This is a genomic window from Synechococcus sp. BA-124 BA4, from assembly GCF_034931165.1.
Genome location: NZ_JAYGIA010000113.1, coordinates 1 through 13,797, shown reverse-complemented (window position 1 = coordinate 13,797; position 13,797 = coordinate 1). Strand labels below are relative to the sequence as shown.

Below are 13,797 nucleotides of genomic sequence, written 5' to 3'. Positions count from 1 at the left end.
CCTGATTCATCGTGATTGAACGAGGCGCATCTGCACCTCCGGAATGACAGCCCGTCATTCCACCCTGTTCACCCTCTGACTAGGGCATTCGGGCCTCGGGTTTTACACCACGCAAAGGGACGCGGCCAACAGCTAGTAGTCAGTGGGCAATTTGACAGGCTGCCCATCCCGGCGCGATAGGGAAAGTCTTGTCCTTGCCCAAGCCCCCCGGAAGCAAGGGCAATCCCACTCGATGCAAGCGGTGATAGCCAGGAGATGGCTGAGTGCGGGCCTCAGTGGTCCAGCACTGAGGCCGCTACCTTTTGGATCACGGCAACTCGGCTACAGGACGCAAAGTGATCGCTCCTGCAGTCGAGCGCTTACTCACTTGGAACTCAGCTGCGTAGCGGCCAGTATGTCAGCAAGGCTATGGATCACTACCGGAATCATCGGGTTTTGCTCTTGAAAGCGCACTAACTGCCAATGTTCACGCAGCCAGATGTTTCTGGAAAAGTATTCACCTGAGAGATTATTCCACTTGGCAGCATCCCTCTGCTCGTCGGTGAGATCCAACTGACTGTAGGCATCATCGAAGACTCCCAGGCATTTGCAAAGTCTGACCCACTCCTTATGAGTCAAGCTTATGGTTGATCGACCACGAATTGGACAGTTGTTGTGGTCCATGCGCAGGCCAATGATTCCAATAGCTTTGTGTCCGCACAGAGACCTCCCACGGGATCCTTCAAACGGATCATTGGCTTCGGGTTTCTTCAGAAGCATGTGGACAAGGTACTTCATGCAGGACTGGCCCCTCCTCGCAAGTCGAATAGTGGAGCTGTCTTGCACAACTTCTTTGATCTTATCGTTCTTTGGGAAGCCCCTATTCAGAGCTCGAGGAGCATATGGTCTGAGTAGTTCAACTTTTGCCATGTCAATACCTTTAATGGATGCAGGAATTTCTTCCGTCTGCTTTTCTTCTTTCATTTTAAATGATTTTATCTTTCTTCAAAAGTCTGTTGAACCCTAAAGACGGCAAATCCGTCCGAAAGTGCTATTATTGACTATTTAGCGATCGCTTCAGAACTCCTCAACAACCCACGGCGCGGATTCGTGAACGAGGCACATATGAACGCGATGACGAGGGTGAAGTTATCGAAGCGTTCAGGGCAGCTCAAAGGTATGGGTATCCTGTCTGAAATCAGCTCAGACGAGGACGCAGCGTTTCCCCTTCGACTGTGGCGCGTTCTGGGGAATCCGGACGTACAGAGATTGGCCCTTTTTATCAGACTAAAACCGCAACTCACTTTCGGCGCTGTAGCGACGTAAAGCGCAGAAGCTGGTTCGGTGATACTCCATTTTGCCTACCGAGAAAGTATGAAAAAGCCGATGAAGAGCGCGACAGCCGCAATGATCCGTCCCGCACCAATGTTCTTGTGAGCCACAGTGAACCCGCCCTCCCTATCCCACGAGGTGATTCCTTCTTTGGTCAGTTTGTTGTATGCCTTTGTCCGCATGAAGAGCAGGACAATCGGAATGCCAAGACCTTCACCGCGAACCCACACATTGAATGCTCGTGACAATGCTTCCGCATAGTTCGGCTTCGTGCCATCATTCTTCCTGAGTCGGACATTGAACAGTGCCTTTCCTGGTGTCGTACCCCATGTGGACAGCATCCAAGGCTCAACAAAGACGAAGACGAAGGCTGCAATCATGCCAAGCAGAACATCTTGTATTTTCGATGGTGCGGGAAAGGTGAAAGCCAAGATGATTCCGGTGAGGCCACCAAAAAGAAGGTAGTCGGTGGTTCTTGCCCAGAAGCGAGGCCACGGACGAATTTGTGGGCCTGATGGAACGAAGGCATGCACTGGCGGGGAGCGCATGGTGTTGCCAAGAGGCGGTGGGGGTAACGAAAGTGCTGGAGGCACGAGCCCTTCGACCGTCCGCGCTTGTTGCCAATCCTTCAGCGATTCGGTCCAGACAAGCGTGTCTGCGGAAAGGACGCCCGATTCAAACAGCTTGACGAACGCCTCCTCTGCGATTGGCCCCTTCTGTTGACCCGCCTCGTGGTAGTACCAGTACCTCATAATGTCACCTCATGCACCGAGCAGTTCGCGCTCACCCGCTGCCCGCGCCGATTGATATCTGAACTGATCCTAGCGCCCGAAGCGCGTGACCTTCGGGTGCAGCACCCTGTTGGGCTGCTGCGCGTATGGCCTTACCTAATTCTTCAGTGTCACCGGGCTAATGTATAGATAGTCGAAGCGCTTCTCCCCATCGGGCCCGACCGAGTTCTCGATTTCTTCTCTGCTTCGACCTGCTTGGCATCCCCAGCGCCCGCGCCACATGTATTGCTGGCCATCATAGAATGCATTATTCGAGAAGAAGGAGCAGCGAATGGCACCTACGCGGATACCTTCGATGTCATCTCCAATGCTGACTGCCTGAGGCCCTTGCAATTCCCTCGCCTCAGAGACGGTAGTTTTGAAAAAATCTTTGGTTTTCCCGATGTACTTGAGCGTACTGTCAGGATCGAGCAAAAATGAGCTTACCCAGTTATCCGGTTGCTGGGGTAGGTCTGGCTGCTTTGATTCACTAGTCCCACAGGAAGCAGCAAACAGGGATATAGCAATGATACAATGAACCCCCGGTATTGTTAGTGGCAGCCTCGTCAGTGTTCGATGCGTATTGCGCCCGACGGAGTTCATGGATGCTCGGATTGAAATGGATTCAGAGTGCAGATTTAAGCTTACTCTATACTGCCACTTCTCCATTGAGAAGGTCGGCCGTTCCTCCGCCCGCCGTTCAGCTGCCGGCGACGGCAGCACTTTGCCCAGGGTAGGTCACCCGCACCAGCACAAGCAGTTCTCGGTACAGGTGTTCTAGCCGGTAAGCTGGATCGCATAGCTAGGTAGCCAGCTCGCTAGAGAAGATCGAAGGCCGTGACGATCCCGACAAGTCGCTCATCATCGAAGATCAGAGCCGGACAGTGGTCGAGTTGGTCCAGCACAAACTTGATTTCACAGTCCGCAGCCACTTGCACTGAAGCATCGGTGCTTAGGCCTTCGATGATGGCTGTTTCGATTGTTGCCGACAAACGTTCCGCGCGTTTCGAGTTTGAACCGTTGGACACGTACTTGGCCAATGCAAGGTCGGAGATGAGGCGCCATTCAACGCCTGTTTGGATGGGGAGAAAGGAGAAGGCGTATTCCAACATGCGCTGTCGGACAAATGCGACAGGATACCAAGGCTCGGCAACGGTGACGTCGCGCACCATTACGTCTCCCACTCGCACGTCGTCAGTGTCTGAGTTCATCAGTGCGTCCTCCAGTACCAAGGCGAAGCGAACGGCAGTATCGCTTAAGTGTCTGACCCGAGCACCCTGGTGTAGAGCATCGTTCCTCCCGTCTTTGACAAGCCTAAACAACTCAGGCGCCGGTGTGTGAAGGGAACGGTTGGTGCTCGGCAGCTCGGAAGCGAGCGGCGACTCCGCAGCGAGCTCGAGGAGAGAAGGCCGGAATTTACCAAGGGACGACTCCTTTGGAGCAAGGAGCTTTCCTAGTCGCTCCAGGGCGAACAGAACCCGCGGGAAAGCTTCCGAGTCAGCCAGTACTTCGGCCCTCGCCTCACGGAGCTCGTCACGCATCCACTTTCGTTGGGCCAATGTCAGAGTGATCACGAAAGTCAATACATCGGACTGAGGATGCGGAGTACAGTCCTCGGCACCCAGGCACACCAAACGAATAAGGAGAGATCGTACACCTAACTTGTACTTCGATGGTTCTGAAACCATCCCGGGGCGCCTCGTTGCTTCTGTGAACCAAGGCGCCCTCGAGCACTAGAAGCCCCCAATCTCAAGGCCCAGCCTAGGTCCTTCAATTCTGTAGGGCCTCCCCGCCTGTGGTTCTCTGGTCAACAAACCAAAAGTTCCATTTGATACAAAAAACCTATTTGCGGCCCTCAGTAATCCCGTCCTCAACGTCCAACTGCATGGACTGGTGATTCCATGGCTTCTCCCCGAGCGTTGGGAACCAGTGCATGGATTATCACCTGGCCACCCAGGACCGTCCGACACTGCCATCACTTTCACTCAGCACCTCTCGTCTTGATGGGTTGGGGTGGAGCAAGGCCATCAAAGCTGGGAACACTCTCACAAGCCCCCCCAGACCGATGACCCTGACCATTGCCGACATCTCCACTGAGCTCCTGATGGACACCACCACAGCCCTGCAGGAGATCGAGTGCCGCATGAATGCCCGCGCCTTCACCGCCGTCCACCACCCCGAGCAGGGACCAGCAGTGAGGCAGGTACTGGAGCTGCTCCTGGTGGTTCTGGACAACAGCAGCCCAGATGGGGTGCTCTGAATAGACGCCACCTCCCCTTCACGACTGCCTGCCTACCTTGAAGCCATAGCGTGAGCGCGGTTTCGCCCCCACGGTCGATGAAACCAGCGGCCGAGCAGCGGGCAGCTTGGGTGAACAGTCAATCCAGACGGCATGTGCGGGCGCTACTCACTAACGACCACGCTCGACCAGCTCCTGGTACGCGTCATGCAAGGAGACGTACCCGGAAAGCTCTCAGCAGCCTTGATGCGACATGGAGCGGCTTGCCATGGCAGAACTGCGCTAATTTTTGCGCTAGGTGGATTGCCTGCTGACCCTAGTTCCTGTCATACCAAGGGTTCTCAGGCCTCTGTTCAGCTTCCTTACAAGCAGGATGTCGCTGGTTCGAACCCAGCATCGCGCATCTCATCAAAACCACTCCAGCACAGGTTTTCTCGGCAGATGGCCTGGATGAGCGCGGTAGCACAAAGGGGACTTTGTCAGGGAATTCCTGCGCGAATTTCGGGACTAAAAGCCGGACTCAAGCTCCTCACCGTTCAGTGACTCCGGGAGGAGCAACTATGTCGAAGGGAAGTCCGGCCTCAAGACCGCACCTGGCTCTTCAGCAGCTGTTCCTGCTCCGCCTCCACGGCATTCCGGTAGGCACTGATGAAGTGGTTGGGCCCGATATCGCTACTCATGGGAGGAAACACCCATTGCTCTCCAGCATGAACATAAGTCAACGAGTTAGTCCTTGTCGGTGGAAGCGATGGCACCAGATCACCGAGATTCACGACCCGATAGGTGTTGGGCAGGAGTCGACTGTAGTGCTCAACGAATTCGGGATCGCCCAACCTCGGCCCTGCATAGCTGTAAAGTCGTACATTATCTCTTAAAGCAGGCAGCTTCTGTGCAATGTCAAGGGCTGCAAGCATAGCGAGAGGCGATCCAAGGCTATGGCCAGACACAAAGAGTGGCCTTGACGGATCCAATCGCTGAGCGGCAGCGATGATTGGCTTGGACAACTCAGAATAGATTGTCGCAAATCCATAGTGGATTGCACCCTTGAAGTCGAAACGTGGGACAGCCTCCGATCGAACCTGATTGGCGCGCAGCGTTTCCAGCCATTCGTTTGCCCGCTGAGTGCCCCGCAGAATCAGGATATTATGGGTGTCACCACGAAGAACAAATCCCCAGAAGACAGGATAACTCCACTTGATCACCATAGCCTGGCCAGCAAGATGCTGAACAAGATTCTTTAGTCTCGCTGTTCCTGCCACAAGCGGGTCATTCAAGAGATTCCCATCAACATCGATGGCGCGAGTGGCTGTGACTGTCTCAGGCCCCTTGATGGAAGCAACCTGAATATACTGATCCAAGCGCGGGCTATGGCTCGGCAAACCCGTGATGGAGCCTTGAAAACGCAAGTCAAACTTACCCGTTAAATACTGCTCTGTGGCCAAGCGACTGCATTGGATCAGGATTTTAGAAATAGCACGATCGTAGGGTGCATCTGGCGACTGAATAGTGAGTGATGCGAGAATTTTTTCAATTTCAGCCGATGACTCCAAGTCTCCCTCGATGGCCTGATTCACGGCACTCTGCACATATTTCGGATTATCAAGAAAGGCTTCCGTCAGGCCTTGCTGCTCGACCTCCAGAGCATGACGACGCATCGCCTCATGCATACCGGAAAGCAATCCGCCAACGCCAAGGCCTGCCACCAGAACTTGCCGGCGAGTCAGTTTACTCATGACCACCTACGACATACTCATGCGAGTATTTCCTAATAAAGCCAAGAAAGAAAAACTGGTTGACTGCTGCTCCAAATGTCCACGTGCCGCTCATCAGAGCGCCGGATAGTGAAAAGTGGTCAACAAGTGGAATTGACACACCCAACACGACAAGGATGAGCCAGGTCAGAACAGCCACCACCAAAGCACCCAAGACATTCAAGACCTCTCCACCAATAGTGATCGGGTTAATTACGATTGCGAACTGCCAACACCTGCCGACATGCCAGATCATGGTCAAGAGGAGAGCTGCAGCGATGATTAGAATGGGGGTCAACAACTTTGGAGCAAGGCCCAGGATCCCAAGGCCAATGGCATAATCAACAACCAGCCGTTGTGCGCGCCGATAACGGCGCATCAGCGTCAGCAAACCAGCCTCTGAGGAGCTTGCAGAACGTTCGGTCGCGTTCTTCATGGGAATCTGAGTCTAAGCAGGTCGTGTACTTGCATTGTCTCGAGGACAGTCGTTTGGCTACGTGATTAAGCACATCCGCGCTTAATCACGTAGCCATTGATACTCATCGATGCCGATGATGTGCATTCCTTGGCATGGGGACATTGTCATGGCATGAAAATACCTCGAAAATCTAGAAGTTTCGACTGGGCGGAGAAGCGGAATTCGATCACTGCCATCAAAGCATTGCCCGCGCTCTCAAGCCCGGAATGACTAGCCATCCACTGTTCACCCCTCTCGAAGATCCAGCCGCAGAGAAGATTCATGCAGGCGCCAAGCTTGAGTCTTCCATGAAACAAGCTCTTTGGCTCACCTGCGTATTACCAAGCAAATCTGGTTTTAAGCCAAGGTTCGCTTATCGCCAATGTGTCATTAGCCGTGGCCGCCGGGGGAGCCAGCGGATGGAGCCCCGTAAACCTTTTCAGTGCTCAATACACGGTGCTTAACTCTGAGGGCGAAACAATTACCTCTGACAGTGAAACATTTCAACTCTGATGATTTTGGTGACCGATCCTCCAGGGATGGGTGTATTGATCGACTTCAATTTCAAGTGGTCGCCTGCAGTCTGACGGCAAAACCAGAGTCGATCCTGCAGGTCAACAACTGTCAGGAGGCGACCATACGGCGACGTTCCTGGCTCAGAAGTATCCACGGCCAGTCCCCTCAGCATGGTCGTGTCGAGCCTGGCGTTCCAGCACGGCGAGGACTCCGTCGTCGGTGTTCCCCACCACCGAACCACCACCGTCCACCCGCTCCAAGGCCGTTACGCCTGGACTCACGGCCAGGAGGGCTGCACCGGGGACGGTTTCAACGTGATTCGGCGAGCTGCGCCAACGCTCCATGGTTCTGCTCCCGAGCCTTGGGGCCTGCAGCAGAGATCAGGCTGCGCCGAAACCAGCCCTGGGCCGGCACGGGCTGGAGCAGCAGGGCCAGTACAGCCAGCAGGGCCTTGGGCTCGAATGGGGCCTGACGGCTGGGCCATTCGCCGGATCCCCGGTACAGCAACGCCTGCAGGGCGTCGGTCTGGGAATCACTGAGGGGGCCCCAGCGGCAGCCGATCAGCAACAGACCTCGCTCGTGGCGGCGCTGCTCGGGCCACAGAGGCAGGACGTCCCCAGGGCGCCCGGGCAAGGCCAAGCCCCAGCTGCCAGCGTCAGCGGGGAGTTCGTCGCCAGGGAAGTTGCCGCCAGGTTCGGCCAGAGCGAGTTCCACCCCCTGCTCGCTGATGGCCAGGATCCGGGCAGGCCGTTCCCCGCCGGGTGCATGCAATGGCAGGGTCAGCCCATCGATGCGCAGCCAGGGCACCGGGTTGTCCTGAGTGCGGTCCCAGCAGGTGCGCAGCGCCAGCAGCAGGCTGGTGCTGCGCACCTGCTGGGACCAGGTGAGGCCAAGGGCCTGGTTGGCGGGAGCGAGGCTGGAGGCTGCGGCACCGATCGCTCCAGCCGTGCCGGGTCCGACGATCAGCAGGGTGAGGTTGAGCAGCTGCAGCCCCAGCAGCCCCAGCAACGGCACCAGCAGTCGCTGCTCAGGACCGGGCCGGGCCCAGCCGCTGATCGCCTTGGGAGTGACCCGGAAGTGCTGGGGCCGGCCCGCCAGGGTGCTGAGCACGGCCCCCACGAGCGGCAGCAGAAAGATCCAGCGGTAGAGCTCCGGCAGCAGGGCGTTGCGGGCGTCGCGGCTGAACCAGCTCACCAGCAGCAGTTGAGACAGGTAGAACGGCAAGGCCATGGTCACCAGGCCTGGTCCCCGCACCAGGATCGGGGCCACTCCCAGCAGCCCCAGGGAGAGCGGCATCAGCAGCAACAGCAGCTGGGGCACCACGTTGAACCAGTGGAGGATGCCCTCCAGGTAGGCGATCCGCTGCAGAGGAGTGAGGCCGGCGATGGTGAAGGGATTGGCGCCCGTGCGCAGGGTCTGCAGGGTTCCGCTGGCCCAGCGACAGCGCTGGCGTGCCATGGCCCCGATCGTGAACGGCGCCAGCCCGGCGCTCAGCTTTGCGTCGAGGTAGAGGTTGCGGTAGCCCGCCGCCGCCAGCCGGATGCCGGTGGCCAGATCTTCGGAGGGGGTTCCGGTCTCGAAGCCACCCACCCGCTCCAGGGCCGAGCGACGCATCACGAACGAGGTACCGGCACAGACCACGGCTCCGACCGCCTGGCGGGTGGGCTCGATCCAGCGGTAGAAGCTCTCCTCATCGGGCATGAGCCAGCGCTCCAGCCGCAGGTTGCGCATCACCGGATCGGCGTTCATGTACGTCTGGGGGGTCTGAACGAACCCCACCCGCGGATCGGTGAACAGGCCCACGCTGCGAGCCAGGAAGGCAGCCCGCGGAACCACATCGGCGTCGAAGACCGCCAACAGCTCACCGTTGAGATGGGGGAGGGCGTGGTTGAGGTTGCCCGCCTTGGCATGGGTGTTGCCGTCACGGCTCAGGTAGCGGCAGCCAAGACGGCGGCAGAGCCGGCTCAGCTCCGGGCGCGCGCTGTCATCGAGAAGCCAGACCTGGTGGCGCGGGTAGTCCATCGCCAGGCAGCCGCTCAGGCAGCGCTCGATCAGGTCGACCGGTTCACCACAGCTGGGCACCAGCACGTCAACCGTCGGAACGCGCCAGGGTTCCCAGGCGATCCGCTGCTGCAGGGTGGACTCGGCGGCGGCGGCCTCCTGTTGAACGGGCGGCTGCCGGGCCCAGGTGAGCCAGAGCTGCAGCAGGCCATTGGCCAGCAGGGTGAGCTCCGCCGCGAGCATCAGCAGACCCAGGCCGGTGCTGATGGGCGTGGCCAGGTTGAGGGTTGCCCCGATCCGCCAGACCAGGTAACGGGCCCCCAGAAGGGTGATCACCACCACGGCCGAGCGCCGGGCGACCAGGGGCAGGGTCTGCTCCGGTCGACAGGTCAGCCAGCCGCACCAGAGCGCCACGACCAGGGCCGGGAGCGGCACGGTCCAGCCGGGCAGCATGGCCGTCGGGCTCACCAGGGCGGCGGTCAGCAGCGGCAGAGCGGCCCAGAGGACGATCTGCATCGGCCGCCGCTGGGTCAGGCCGTTGGGGAGGCGGATCACACGCTCGCTCCAGGGGGAAGGGGCTACTGGTGGACTACCGGGGAACACGCCAAATGGATGGAGCGGCCGTGTGACCTTTGGGGCCAGCAACCTCTGGGCTGTCTCAGGAAGTCCAGGCTCCGCTCAGAATTTAGGGAACAGAACCGGTGGAGCGCGTCCCCCATTCCCCAGGACGTGAAGAGGAACCAGCCACACGCTCCTGCCTCTGGTTCAGTCCCATGTCCGCTGGACCGCCTGGTCAGCAAGGCAAGCCGATCCTCCCCAGCTCCGGCGCCAAAGTGGTTTCCACCGCCCTGAGCCGGAAACGCCATGACCACGCCCCGGGAGCAACCAACCGCACTCCAGTGCGCTTGCCAGGGCTGCACGTTCACGGTGCAGTCCTGCGCAGGCCATGGCTGAACCTGCTCCGACTCCGGCAGGACCGGTTCCTCTGGTGCTGCCCGCCGGCTGCCACCATCTCTGCAGCTGTGGGCGCAGCCGCCACGGCTGGTTCTGCGATGGCGCCCACCTGGGCACCGGGCTGATCGCCCGTGAGCTTCAGCTGCAGGAGTCCACCACCGTTCTGATGTGCGGGTGCGGCCGCTCCCGCCGCTATCCCCTCTGCGACGGTCATCACGAACAACCGCTGCGCCGGGCCTGGTGGCGGCGGTGGAGATGAACGGGTCGATCGTGCTGGCGGCGGATGCTCCCGCTGCTTTGGCGGACTTCTACGCAGGGCTGCTGGGCGTGGAACCGCAGCAGGGGCTGAGTGCCACACACTGGCGCGTGCCCTGGCCCCCAGGCGGATGGCTGGAGATCTATGCCCCGTCGAGCAGCAGGCCCCAGCCCCGGCGGCAGGGGCGGCTGGCCCTCTGCCTGCAGCGCGCCGCCGCCGGAGCGGATCCCATGGCCGAGCTCCACGACTGGCTGGAGTCGGCGACACGAACGGGGGCCTCGGTGCTGGAACCGCCGCGGCAGGAATCCTTCGGGGTGGAGGCCTGGTTAGGCGACCCGGAAGGGAACCGGCTGCTTCTGCTGGTGCAGCGCTGATCCCAGCAGGCAGGGCCGGCTCCTCAGCCCTGAAGCTCCTGGGGTCGCCTCAGAACCCACCGCCGCCGCCACCGCCATCCCCGCCGCCGGAGCTGCCGCCCCCCGAACTGCCGCTGGAGCTGGAACTGCTCGGCGATGACTGCATGGCGCTGCTGGTGCTGTTGCAGCACTGATCGAGGCTGGAGCCGAAACCGACCATGTCAAAGCCGTCGCCGCTGCCGACATACCAGCTCGGCGGCGCCTGCACGATGCCCTGGAAAGCGGCTGCCCAGGCCGTCGTCAGGCCGGCCACCATCGCGTAAGGGAGGAAGCGCTCGAACAGCTCCGGCGTGAGGATCACCTTCTCGAAACGGGGAGCATCGACCCGGCGCAGAAACTCCTGGAACCCCAGGGTCTGGCGCAGCACCTCCACTCCCCGGGGCGTCCGGCTCGGCATGATCCAGGCGAACACGCCGATCAGCACCAGCGTGACCAGCAGGCAGAGGCCCGTGAGCCATGGATCGGCCACCGCCTGCAGCCGGGAGAGATCTTGGGGGAGCAGCACCGTGGCCAGCACCATGGCCACCACCACCGCCACGATGCCGCCCACGAGGGTGACGGCCCGCACCGTGCCGGGCCAGCGCCGGTAGAAACCCTCCGCCAGCACCGTTTCGCGCACCAGCTTCTCGAAACCGGGCACATGAACGTAGAAGTGGTCGCGCAGCTCCTTGGTGTCCACGCTCTCGCCGATCTCACGGGAGGGGAACAAATGCTCGAGCAGGTAGGTCTCGTGGGGTGCCAGGCCCTTCCACTGCCGGGTGGTGGTGAGCAGGGTGAACCGGTAGTGCTTCGCAAGCGGCAGGAACAGCAGGGTGTGCGCCAGCTCCTCGATGCGCAGGTGACCCTTCACCGCCAGGTCCACCAGCGTGGCCCCCAGCGTCACGCTGCCCACGCTCTCCTGCACCAGGCTCCCCAGCACCGCTGCCGGCAGGGCGCCGGGGGGTTCATAGACCACCGGCACCGAACCCAGGGCCGGATCGCGGCCGTACAGCCACCAGACGCGGCCCAGGATCAGCCCGGTGACCAGCGGCAGCAGCAGGGCCAGCCGCCCCTGCAGCCAGGCCAGTGCCCGTTGCGTCGCTGAACGGGGCGTCACCAGCCCCTTGTCGAAGCCCACCGCCAGGGTCAGCCCTTCGCCCGGCTCCAGGCGCCGGGTGCTCACGGCCGTCACCTCCCGCTCGCCGATGACCAGGCGGGCGTCCTGGCCCCTGGCCCCCAACGGGCCCGTGTACACCGAGGCGTGCAGCCCCCGGGCCCCCTCGGGCAGCTGCACGCGGGCACTGACCCGATCGATCGGGATCTCCCACGCATTGCCCGTCACGTTCCAGTTGAGCTCGTCGTGGTCCGGGTAGAAGCGCAGGCCGTTGCGCACCCGGTAGCGCAGCACCACCGTGCGGGTGGCGTCTTCGGCCCCGGGCACGAAGATGCGCAGATCCAGGTCGTTGCCGAGGCGGCGTGTTTCGGTGCGGTAGGCGTGGCCAGCGCCATCGCTGGCCGAGACCAGCGTCAGCCCCAGGGGTTCGAGGCCGTCAGGGCGTCTCGCCAGCACGGGAATCTCGCGGCGCAATCCGTTCCACTTCCCCTGGAAGCGGGCGGTGAGTGTCTCGCTCACCGCCACCGAGCCATCCCGGGCCACGTCGGCCACCATCTGGAAGCCCGTGAGTTCCAGCTGCCGCTCGGCCGCCCCGGCCGCCCAGTCACCGCGCGGCATGAGCAGCAGCAGACTCAGCCCCAGTCCCAGCAGCAGGGTGAGCAACCGCCCACCGCGGCGATGGAGGGGCCGGCGCTCGGGGGCTGAAGCGCCCTCAGCCACCGAAATCGACCCGGGGAACGGCAGCCTCGGAGCGGTCGCTGAGCTCGAAGAACGGGCGCGCACGGATGCCGAAACCGCTGGCCACCAGGTTGGAGGGGAACTGGACGATCGCCGTGTTGAGATCGCGCACGACGGCGTTGTAGTAGCGCCGGGCGTTCTGAAGGGCCTCCTCGATCCTGCCCAGGTCGTCCTGCAGGGCCCTGTAGCTCTCCACCGCCCGCAGGGCCGGGTACGCCTCCGCCAGGGCGAACAGCCGGCCGAGCGAAGCCCCCAGCTGCTGCTCCGCCTGTTGCTGCTGGGCCGGGCCACGCGCGGCGATGGCGGCACTGCGGGCCTCGATCACGGCCCGGAAACTCTCCTTCTCGTGGCTGGCATAGCCCTTCACCGTCTCCACCAGGTTGGGGATCAGGTCATGGCGCCGTTTCAACTGGACGTCGATGTCAGCCCAGGCGTTGTCGGCCTGCACGCCCAGCTGGGCCAGCCGGTTGTAGAGGACGATCAGCCCCAGGGCCAGGGCCACCACCAGGGCCAGCAGCAGCAGGGCCATCACGCCAGCGGCGGAGATGGATCGAGCCTAGGAGTCTGTCGCCCAGGTTCTCCAGGCAGGACTCGAGCGGGTGAGCGGGCCGGGAGCGAATCGCAGGGGTGAGTCAGAGGACCGCCCCCAGGACGGACTGAACATGACCACCATCAAGTTGCAGCTGAACAGACCCGAGTGGCATCTTCAGTACCGCGAAGGCGGGGTGATGCGCTGGATGGCCTTCGACGGAACGATGCCGGAGCATCGCTCCATCGCCGCGATCGATCGCTGCATGACACGAGAGGCGACCGAGCTGATCTGGACAGTTCATGTCAACGATCTTCAGAGCAGTCCCCCTTCCGATCACTACCTGCGGCTTGCCAAGCAGCGACGCCTGCCGAATCTGGCAGCCTCCATCTACCTGAGAACCGCCAGAAAAGAGCTGCTGGGTCTTGATCAGTATCAGGCCGAAGGCGTCGTGTACATCTGGCTGCCAACCAGTGCGTTCGACTCCCTCTGGACCGGCATGAGCCACAGGCCAGAAGCCGACGAGACCATGACACTCTCCCTGATCACGACATCCCCCGGGAGCGGCCTCAGCGGCACCGGTGATTCCATCAACGGTGAAGCACTGGCCTGGTTGATCGAGGTTGAGAATCCAATCCTGATCGTACCCGTTCAGGGGCCGTGACGCAGCAGCGCAGCATTCCGCCCTTGATCACTGATCAACGAGCGACCACAGGCACCACGATCGATGACAGCCGATTCAGGGATTCGGCAACAGTGATGGCATCTC

General features: G+C 61.0%; 15 protein-coding genes. 4 read left to right on the top strand and 11 right to left on the bottom strand.

Annotated features, from left to right (window positions below):
* Positions 1-363: 363 nt before the first annotated feature.
* The 4 genes from VB734_RS13860 to VB734_RS13845 all read right to left on the bottom strand — a co-directional run bounded on the left by VB734_RS13860 (position 364) and on the right by VB734_RS13845 (position 3,253).
* Positions 364-963, bottom strand: coding sequence for a hypothetical protein (locus VB734_RS13860; RefSeq protein WP_322782175.1), 600 nt, complete (start codon positions 961-963; stop codon positions 364-366).
* A gap of 377 nt (positions 964-1,340) precedes the next feature.
* The gene (locus VB734_RS13855) at positions 1,341-2,063 is read right to left on the bottom strand and encodes an RDD family protein (protein WP_322782174.1); all 723 of its coding nucleotides are present in this window, start codon (positions 2,061-2,063) and stop codon (positions 1,341-1,343) included.
* Positions 2,064-2,198: 135 nt separating this feature from the next.
* Positions 2,199-2,684: a hypothetical protein gene (locus VB734_RS13850; RefSeq protein ID WP_322782173.1), complete on the bottom strand. Its 486-nt coding sequence runs from the start codon at positions 2,682-2,684 to the stop codon at positions 2,199-2,201.
* Positions 2,685-2,899: 215 nt separating this feature from the next.
* Positions 2,900-3,253: a hypothetical protein gene (locus VB734_RS13845; protein ID WP_322782172.1), complete on the bottom strand. Its 354-nt coding sequence runs from the start codon at positions 3,251-3,253 to the stop codon at positions 2,900-2,902.
* An 893-nt stretch (positions 3,254-4,146) separates the two neighbouring features.
* Here VB734_RS13845 and VB734_RS13840 point away from each other — a divergent pair.
* Entirely contained in the window at positions 4,147-4,341 is a 195-nt protein-coding gene (locus VB734_RS13840; RefSeq protein WP_322782171.1) for a hypothetical protein, read from the top strand.
* Positions 4,342-4,901: 560 nt separating this feature from the next.
* Here the strand turns inward: VB734_RS13840 and VB734_RS13835 are convergent.
* From VB734_RS13835 to VB734_RS13815, 5 genes are all read right to left on the bottom strand, one after another.
* The gene (locus tag VB734_RS13835; protein WP_322782170.1) at positions 4,902-6,053 is read right to left on the bottom strand and encodes a lipase family protein; all 1,152 of its coding nucleotides are present in this window, start codon (positions 6,051-6,053) and stop codon (positions 4,902-4,904) included.
* On the bottom strand, positions 6,046-6,507 hold the full coding sequence (locus VB734_RS13830) for a hypothetical protein (protein ID WP_197161397.1): 462 nt from the start codon (positions 6,505-6,507) through the stop codon (positions 6,046-6,048). Before VB734_RS13830 ends, VB734_RS13835 begins: the two co-directional genes overlap by 8 nt.
* A gap of 146 nt (positions 6,508-6,653) precedes the next feature.
* Positions 6,654-6,812, bottom strand: coding sequence for a hypothetical protein (locus VB734_RS13825; protein WP_197161395.1), 159 nt, complete (start codon positions 6,810-6,812; stop codon positions 6,654-6,656).
* 372 nt (positions 6,813-7,184) lie between these two features.
* Positions 7,185-7,325, bottom strand: a complete 141-nt coding sequence (locus VB734_RS13820) for a hypothetical protein (RefSeq protein WP_197161393.1) — start codon at positions 7,323-7,325, stop codon at positions 7,185-7,187.
* A 28-nt stretch (positions 7,326-7,353) separates the two neighbouring features.
* Positions 7,354-9,600: a glycosyltransferase gene (locus tag VB734_RS13815; RefSeq protein ID WP_322782169.1), complete on the bottom strand. Its 2,247-nt coding sequence runs from the start codon at positions 9,598-9,600 to the stop codon at positions 7,354-7,356.
* Between the two features lie 391 nt (positions 9,601-9,991).
* On the opposite strand from VB734_RS13815, the gene VB734_RS13810 reads away from it, so the two are divergent.
* Positions 9,992-10,258, top strand: coding sequence for a CDGSH iron-sulfur domain-containing protein (locus VB734_RS13810; protein WP_197161389.1), 267 nt, complete (start codon positions 9,992-9,994; stop codon positions 10,256-10,258).
* On the top strand, positions 10,255-10,629 hold the full coding sequence (locus VB734_RS13805; RefSeq protein WP_197161377.1) for a VOC family protein: 375 nt from the start codon (positions 10,255-10,257) through the stop codon (positions 10,627-10,629). The genes VB734_RS13810 and VB734_RS13805 overlap by 4 nt, the downstream gene beginning before the upstream one ends.
* Before the next feature lie 49 nt (positions 10,630-10,678).
* Here the strand turns inward: VB734_RS13805 and VB734_RS13800 are convergent, their stop codons facing one another.
* On the bottom strand, positions 10,679-12,481 hold the full coding sequence (locus tag VB734_RS13800) for a DUF2207 domain-containing protein (RefSeq protein WP_197161374.1): 1,803 nt from the start codon (positions 12,479-12,481) through the stop codon (positions 10,679-10,681).
* Positions 12,474-13,028, bottom strand: a complete 555-nt coding sequence (locus tag VB734_RS13795; RefSeq protein ID WP_197161372.1) for a LemA family protein — start codon at positions 13,026-13,028, stop codon at positions 12,474-12,476. Before VB734_RS13795 ends, VB734_RS13800 begins: the two co-directional genes overlap by 8 nt.
* Positions 13,029-13,161: 133 nt before the next feature.
* On the opposite strand from VB734_RS13795, the gene VB734_RS13790 reads away from it, so the two are divergent.
* Positions 13,162-13,692: a hypothetical protein gene (locus tag VB734_RS13790; protein ID WP_323243537.1), complete on the top strand. Its 531-nt coding sequence runs from the start codon at positions 13,162-13,164 to the stop codon at positions 13,690-13,692.
* The last annotated feature ends 105 nt before the right edge of the window (positions 13,693-13,797 follow it).